This is a genomic window from Buttiauxella sp. S19-1 (assembly GCF_022134725.1).
GTDB classification, from domain to species: Bacteria; Pseudomonadota; Gammaproteobacteria; order Enterobacterales; family Enterobacteriaceae; genus Buttiauxella; species Buttiauxella ferragutiae.
In genome coordinates this window covers 1-5,822 of the sequence record NZ_JAHWLU010000183.1, presented here as the reverse complement: position 1 = coordinate 5,822, position 5,822 = coordinate 1, and the positions used below count along the sequence as shown (strand labels likewise).

The 5,822-nt window shown below is 51.6% G+C and carries 6 protein-coding genes; all 6 read left to right on the top strand.

From position 1 onward, the window contains the following. Window positions 1-819, top strand: an 819-nt coding sequence (gene wecB, locus MES37_RS23165) for a non-hydrolyzing UDP-N-acetylglucosamine 2-epimerase (RefSeq protein WP_237932727.1), incomplete at its 5' end; no start/stop codon positions are given. Further along, window positions 816-2,078 carry a UDP-N-acetyl-D-mannosamine dehydrogenase gene (wecC, locus tag MES37_RS23160; protein WP_064541566.1) on the top strand — a complete coding sequence of 421 codons (1,263 nt, stop codon included), beginning with the start codon at window positions 816-818 and terminating at the stop codon, window positions 2,076-2,078. The genes wecB and wecC, both read left to right, overlap by 4 nt. 25 nt (window positions 2,079-2,103) lie before the next feature. Then, on the top strand, window positions 2,104-2,793 hold the full coding sequence (gene rffC, locus MES37_RS23155) for a dTDP-4-amino-4,6-dideoxy-D-galactose acyltransferase (protein ID WP_064541632.1): 690 nt from the start codon (window positions 2,104-2,106) through the stop codon (window positions 2,791-2,793). 4 nt (window positions 2,794-2,797) lie between these two features. Next, the gene (rffA, locus tag MES37_RS23150) at window positions 2,798-3,928 is read left to right on the top strand and encodes a dTDP-4-amino-4,6-dideoxygalactose transaminase (protein ID WP_237932726.1); all 1,131 of its coding nucleotides are present in this window, start codon (window positions 2,798-2,800) and stop codon (window positions 3,926-3,928) included. Between the two features lies 1 nt (window position 3,929). Continuing rightward, entirely contained in the window at window positions 3,930-5,180 is a 1,251-nt protein-coding gene (gene wzxE / locus MES37_RS23145; RefSeq protein WP_237932725.1) for a lipid III flippase WzxE, read from the top strand. Beyond that, a partial coding sequence (locus MES37_RS23140; RefSeq protein ID WP_237932724.1) for a TDP-N-acetylfucosamine:lipid II N-acetylfucosaminyltransferase occupies window positions 5,177-5,822 on the top strand: 646 nt, incomplete at its 3' end. The genes wzxE and MES37_RS23140, both read left to right, overlap by 4 nt.

Sequence of the window (5,822 nt, the reverse complement as noted above, 5' to 3'; positions counted from 1 at the left end):
GCATTTTATCAGCGTATTCCCGTTGGGCATGTTGAAGCGGGTCTGCGTACTGGCGACCTGTACTCCCCGTGGCCAGAAGAAGCGAACAGAACCATTACCGGGCATCTGGCGATGTATCACTTCGCGCCAACAGAGAATTCCCGACAAAACCTCTTACGTGAAAATATCAGCGACAGTAAGATCTTCGTTACCGGTAATACGGTGATTGATGCGCTGATTTCCGTCCGCGATCGCGTGTTGGCTGATGATAGCTTGCGCAGCTCTTTGGCGGAGTGTCATCCGTTCCTCGATAACAGCAAAAAACTGATTCTGGTTACCGGTCACCGCCGCGAAAGCTTTGGCGATGGTTTTGAACGTATTTGTCACGCGCTGGCTGAAATTGCTAAAGAAAATAGCGATGTTCAGATTGTTTATCCTGTGCATTTGAATCCAAATGTTAGCGAGCCTGTGACGCGTATTCTTGGTGATGTTAAAAACGTGGTGCTGATCGACCCACAGGAATACTTGCCGTTTGTCTATTTAATGAACCATGCCTACCTGATTCTGACCGACTCCGGTGGTATCCAGGAAGAAGCGCCATCGCTGGGAAAACCCGTATTGGTGATGCGTGATACTACAGAGCGCCCGGAAGCGGTTGATGCAGGAACCGTTCGTTTGGTGGGTACGGATACTCAAGAGATTGTCCGCCAGGTAACGCGTTTGTTGAAAGACCAAAACGAATACGAAGTGATGAGTCGGGCACATAATCCTTACGGCAACGGTAAGGCCTGTGCACAAATTTTGGCAGCATTGAAGAAGAATCAGGTGACACAACAATGAGTTTTGCAACCATCTCTGTGATTGGTCTTGGCTATATCGGATTACCTACTGCGGCTGCATTTGCCTCTAAACAGCAACACGTCGTAGGGGTTGATATCAACCAACATGCTGTAGACACCATAAATCGTGGTGCTATTCACATCGTTGAGCCCGACCTGGATAAGGTGGTCAAAACTGCTGTGGAAGGTGGTTTTTTACGCGCCAGTACCAGGCCAGTTGAAGCTGATGCTTTTTTGATTGCGGTGCCAACGCCATTTAAAGGCGATCACGAACCGGACATGGTTTATGTTAAAGCTGCCGCCGAGTCCATCGCTCCCGTCCTCAAGAAAGGGGCTTTGGTGATTCTGGAGTCCACTTCTCCGGTCGGTTCAACCGAGCAAATGGCGCAATGGTTAGCCGAACTTCGCCCTGACCTGACATTCCCTCAGCAGGCTGGTGAAGCAGCAGATGTTAACGTGGCTTACTGCCCGGAACGAGTATTGCCAGGCCAGGTGATGGTTGAGCTTATCAAAAACGATCGGGTTATTGGCGGCATGACGCCAATCTGCTCGGCTCGTGCCAGCGAACTGTACAAAATCTTCCTGGAAGGTGAGTGTGTGGTGACGAACTCCCGCACCGCTGAAATGTGTAAGCTCACTGAAAACAGCTTCCGCGATGTGAATATTGCCTTCGCCAACGAGCTGTCGCTGATTTGTGCCGCACAAGGGATTAACGTCTGGGAATTAATCCGCCTGGCGAACCGTCACCCGCGCGTCAATATCTTGCAGCCGGGTCCGGGTGTTGGTGGGCATTGCATCGCGGTTGACCCATGGTTTATCGTCGCGCAGAACCCAGAGCAAGCACAGTTGATCCGTACCGCGCGTGAGGTCAACGATGGCAAGCCGCACTGGGTTGTCAACCAGGTGAAAGCCGCCGTAGCTGACTGCCTGTCAGAAACAGGAAAGCGCGCCAGTGAAATCACTATTGCCTGCTTTGGCCTTGCGTTTAAACCTAACATTGACGACCTGCGTGAAAGCCCTGCCATGGAAATCGCTGAGCTTCTCAGCACCTGGCATAGTGGTAAAACTCTGGCAGTTGAGCCCAACATTCACCAGCTGCCGAAAAAACTGCTCGGACACTGTGAATTAGCCACTACGGATGAAGCCCTTTCACAAGCTGACGTGTTGGTGATGTTAGTCGATCACCAGGCATTCAAAGTTATTCCGGGTACACAAGTTCAGCAACGCTGGATTGTTGATACCAAAGGAGTCTGGCGCTAGTTCTCGCCAGACGCAGATGAAGCCGATGACGTCTAACTCTGTACCCGTTCACGCAAGAATTGAATCTCTCGACTGGGAGAACCAATTCTTTGCGGTGAATAGCGGAATTCTTCGTTTTGAAGATGACGCGCCCTTGCTGACTCCACCACTCCTTGCGGCGTTTACCCGTGTGCAGGCAAAAATCGCTACCCAGCAAACCCTCTTGCTTGATGGTTTGCAGCAACTCGGTTTTAAACTGGTTGAAGGAGAAGTCGATCTTGCACTGAAAGTTGGCACGCAACATGCTCCATCTTCTCTACAGCTAGCCACAGATGCGGATATCCCTGTATTACGGGATTTAGCCGCTAAAATTTTCACACAAAGCCGTTTTCGTGCGCCCTGGTATCAACCAGCTGATAGTGGAAATTTCTATGCACAATGGGTTGAAAATGCAGTGCTTGGTACTTTTGACCACGAGTGCCTGATATTGAAAAATGGTGATGTGATACAAGGCTTTGTCAGCATGCGCCAACTCAATGAGCGCGAGGCGCGTATTGGTTTACTGGCGGGACGTGGTGTGGGTGCCGAATTGATGGATACCGCGCGTTTATGGTGTCAGCAGCGTGGGTTACAAACGCTGCGCGTGGCTACACAAACCAGCAATACCGCAGCTCTGCGACGTTATATTCAAAGCGGTGCCAACATAGAAAGCACCGCCTTCTGGTTATACAGGTGAAAAAATGATTCCATTTAATGCTCCGCCAGTTGTAGGTACGGAAATCGAATACATGCAGGCTGCGATGGGTAGCGGCAAGCTCTGTGGCGACGGTGGTTTCACCCGTCGCTGTCAGCAATGGATGGAGCACCGTTTTGGCAGCAAAAAAGTGCTGCTGACACCTTCTTGTACCGCATCGCTGGAAATGGCCGCGTTGCTGCTGAATATTCAGCCCGGCGATGAAGTGATTATGCCAAGCTATACCTTTGTTTCTACAGCGAATGCCTTTGTTCTACGTGGCGCCAAAGTTGTCTTTGTTGATATTCGCCCGGACACCATGAACATCGACGAGAAGCTGATTGAAGCAGCCATCACCGAGAAAACGCGAGCCGTTGTTCCGGTTCATTACGCGGGTGTTGCCTGCGAAATGGACACCATTATGGCGATTGCGACAAAACATAAACTCTTTGTGGTGGAAGATGCCGCGCAGGGTGTGATGTCGACCTACAAAGGCCGTGCCTTAGGAACAATTGGTCACATTGGCTGCTTCAGCTTCCACGAAACCAAAAACTACACCGCCGGTGGCGAAGGGGGAGCGACGCTGATAAACGACGCTTCACTTATCGAACGCGCGGAAATTATTCGTGAAAAAGGCACCAACCGCAGCCAGTTCTTCCGTGGGCAAGTGGACAAATACACCTGGCGCGATATTGGTTCAAGCTACCTGATGGCAGACCTCCAGGCTGCATATCTTTGGGCGCAACTGGAAGCCGCTGAAAAGATTAACCAACAGCGCCTGAAACTGTGGCATGCCTATTACGACGCGCTTGCACCACTGGCTAAAGCCGGGCGCATCGAACTGCCATCGATTCCAAAAGACTGTGTACAAAATGCGCACATGTTTTATATCAAGCTGCGTGATATCGAAGACCGCAGCGCGCTGATTGCGTATCTCAAAGAGGCAGAAATTATGGCGGTGTTCCATTACATCCCATTACATGATTGCCCGGCTGGCGAGAAGTTTGGCTACTTCCACGGCGAAGACCGTTTCACCACCCAGGAAAGTGAGCGCCTGCTGCGCTTGCCGCTGTTCTATAACCTGTCTCCAGCGAACCAGCGTACTGTTATCAATACGTTGTTAAGCTTCTTCTCCTGATATGTCACTCGCGAAAGCCTCAGTGTGGACCGCAGGGTCCACGCTGGTAAAAATTGCTGCCGGTTTGCTGGTGGTGAAGTTGTTGGCTGTGGCGTACGGCCCCAGTGGTGTTGGACAGGCTGGAAACTTCCGCCAGATGGTCACCGTATTAGGTGTGCTGGCCGGGGCGGGGATCTTCAATGGCGTGACTAAATATGTCGCGCAATATCACGATCAACCCGAGCAACTGCGCAAAGTCATCGGCACGTCATCGGCCATGGTTTTGGGCTTCTCGACGCTTTTAGCCATTATTTTTGTAGTGGCGGCAAAGCCGATTAGCCTTGGTTTATTTGGGCATGAAAACTACCAGGGACTCGTGCGTCTGGTCGCGCTTGTGCAAATGGGTATTGCCTGGGCGAACTTGTCGCTGGCCATCATGAAAGGTTTTCGTGATGCGGCGGGTAATGCACTGGCGCTGATTGGCGGCAGCCTGATAGGCGTCCTGGCTTATTACCTTTGCTACCGCCTGGGAGGTTATCAGGGGGCGCTGTTAGGGCTGGCGTTGGTGCCAGCGCTGGTACTGATTCCTGCTGGCATTATGCTGGTTCGCCGCGAACACGTACCGCTCGGTTATCTGAAACCGCAATGGGATAAAGTCTACGCCAGCAGTCTTGGCAAGTTCACCATCATGGCGCTGATTACCTCGGTAACGTTGCCGGTGGCCTACGTGATGATGCGAAATCTGCTCGCCGCGCATTACAGCTGGAATGATGTCGGAATCTGGCAAGGTGTTAGCAGCATTTCGGATGCGTATCTGCAATTCATCACCGCTTCGTTTAGCGTGTATTTACTGCCAACGCTTTCTCGACTGACCAGCAAACATGACATCAGCCGTGAGATCCTTCGCTCACTGAAATTTGTGCTGCCCGCCGTGGCTCTGGCGAGTTTTACCGTCTGGCTATTACGTGACTTCGCCATCTGGCTGCTTTTCTCGCACAAGTTTATTGCGATGCGCGATCTTTTCGCCTGGCAACTGGTGGGTGACGTACTGAAAGTGGGCTCCTACGTATTTGGCTATCTGGTGATAGCGAAAGCCTCGCTTCGCTTCTATATTTTGACTGAAATCAGCCAGTTTGCGTTATTGACCGGTTTTTCGCATTGGCTTATACCTGCGCATGGCGCGCTCGGCGCGGCACAGGCTTATATGGCAACGTACATCATTTACTTCACGCTCTGTTGCAGCGTTTTTCTTATTTATCGTAGACGAGCATGACGACACTGATTCACGTACTGGGATCGGATATCCCACATCATAATCAAACGGTACTGCGTTTCTTTAATGACGCACTGGCTACCGCGAATCCGCACGCCCGCCAGTTTATGGTGGTGTCAAAGGACGACTCGCCGCTGTCGGCTTTTCCGGCGCTTGCAGTCATGCTTTATCCAACCAAAAAAGCGCTGGCAAAGGCCGTGATTGAAAAGGCCCGAGCTAATCGTCAACAACGCTTTTTCTTCCATGGTCAATTTAATAGTGCGCTATGGATTGCCTTGCTGACCGGTGGTTTGAAGCCCACCCAGATGTACTGGCATATTTGGGGCGCTGATCTTTACGAGGCCTCGAAGAGCCTCAAGTTTCGGGTATTTTACCTGCTGCGCCGTATTGCGCAGGGGCGGGTGGGGCGAGTTTTTGCCACGCGCGGCGACCTGAACTACTTCCATGAACGTCACCCGAATGTAGCTGGCGAACTGATTTATTTCCCGACGCGCATGGATTCGTCGCTGAATACTTTGGACTCTGGTGACGTGAAAACCGGCAAAATGACGCTGCTGGTGGGCAATTCTGGCGATCTTAGCAATCAACACATTGTGGCGTTGAAAGCGATTCATGCCCAGTTTGGCGACACGGTACGCGTGG